This window comes from Methylophaga sp. UBA4204 (assembly GCF_002379485.1).
GTDB lineage: Bacteria > Pseudomonadota > Gammaproteobacteria > Nitrosococcales > Methylophagaceae > Methylophaga.
The window spans coordinates 59,200-60,814 of record NZ_DFTU01000109.1; the positions used below are offsets into that span (position 1 = coordinate 59,200).

Consider the following 1,615-nt stretch of genomic DNA (forward strand, 5'->3'; position numbering starts at 1 on the left):
CGCCCAAGGTTGAGTTTTAAAAATGGCTGCAATGAGCAGCTATCAACTGGGTGCATATGCCCGAAAACAAAGTCGATTGATGATGACTTTGTTTATTTTTTCTGTGGCGTTGATTGCAGCCGTGATTGCCTCGCTGGCTTCTGTCAGGATGAGCGGCGACAGTATTAATCAGACTGAACAATTAATGGTTAACTGGCAACTATTTGGGTTGGTTGCTGCCGGCGTTGCTATGGTGATTGTTCTGACCTCTGTTTGGAAAATAGTCACCATGGGCGGTGACGGTGCAAAGGTTGCTCAGGCTTTGGGAGCGACTGATATTAACGAGATAACCGGTGATCCCTTGGTTACACGTTATCAAAACATCGTTGAGGAAGTGGCGCTGGGAGCCAGCATTCAGACACCGCAGGTTTTTATCATTGAAAACGAACCCGGAATTAATGCTTTCGCTGCGGGTAGCTCTCCCGATAATGCGGCTATTGCCGTGACTCGTGGCGCATTAACGTTATTGAATCGTGATGAGCTGACAGCAGTAGTCGCCCATGAATTTGCTCATATTCGTAACCTCGATATGCGGCTCAACCTTCGTGTAATCGGTTTGATTCACGGCTTGATGGCACTTTATGTTGTCGGACGGATTCTGATGCATTCAGGTGGGCGCGGCAGAAAAGGTGGTGCTCAAATACTGTTAATCGGAATTGCTCTGATTCTACTGGGATTACTAGGGGCTTTTATGGGAAAAATCATGCAGGCAGCGATATCTCGTCAACGTGAATATCTTGCTGATGCGGATGCCACACGTTATACCGGTGATCCTATTGCGTTAGCGGGCGCGTTAAAAAAAATAGGGGCCCTCAGTCAACAAGGTGCCAATAAAGTCAGACATGATGAACTGGAAGAGGCTAGGCACATGTTGTTTGCCGAGCTTTCAAATAAAATGTCTGGAATGCTGTCTACACATCCACCTTTGGTAAAACGAATACAGGCGCTGGAACCCGGGTTTGACCCGGAGATTAACGGCTGGCCTGAGATAGAAAATGCTCCATAAAATAATTATCCCTCACCCCAAATAATACCTATTTGAAGTGAGAGATAATGGTTAACACTAATTATAGCGTCTGCGTAATAAATCGTTTACCAGGCAAAGTAACACGTAAAAGCCAACCAGTGGAGCCAATCCATAGACTAGTCCGGCTTGCAGTTGTGGGAGGTACGGTAAAGACAAGGCCATTGCAATGGTAAACCAGACATAGGCGACATATAACACCAGGAATAAGAAGCCTTCAAATCGATTTAACGTGCTTCCCAAAAAGAATAAGGGTAAACATAAAATCGCCACAGCCAACATAACAGGTACATCAATCTGCATCAGCTGTTCGCTTGCCAGTAATGGAGTAGGGGAAAACAAACCCGACAAACCCAATACCGCCAGAATATTAAAGATATTGCTTCCTACCACATTACCAATAGCAATATCCCGTTCACCTTTGATGGTCGCAACAACAGAGGTCATGACTTCTGGAAGTGACGTGCCAGCGGCGATAATGGTTAAGCCAATAACGGCTTCACTGACACCAAACGATGAGGCAATCGTCACCGCACTTTGAACCAACCAGCG

2 protein-coding genes are annotated in these 1,615 nt (G+C 46.0%); one reads left to right on the forward strand and one right to left on the reverse strand.

All coding sequences use genetic code 11. The features are described from left to right. The first annotated feature begins 22 nt into the window (after nt 1–22). Nucleotides 23–1,045, forward strand: coding sequence for a M48 family metalloprotease (locus B3182_RS16175; protein ID WP_292357149.1), 1,023 nt, complete (start codon nt 23–25; stop codon nt 1,043–1,045). Nucleotides 1,046–1,102: 57 nt separating this feature from the next. Here B3182_RS16175 and B3182_RS16180 read toward each other — a convergent pair. Then, nucleotides 1,103–1,615: sodium:calcium antiporter (locus B3182_RS16180; RefSeq protein ID WP_414683355.1), on the reverse strand; the 513-nt coding region annotated here is incomplete at its 5' end.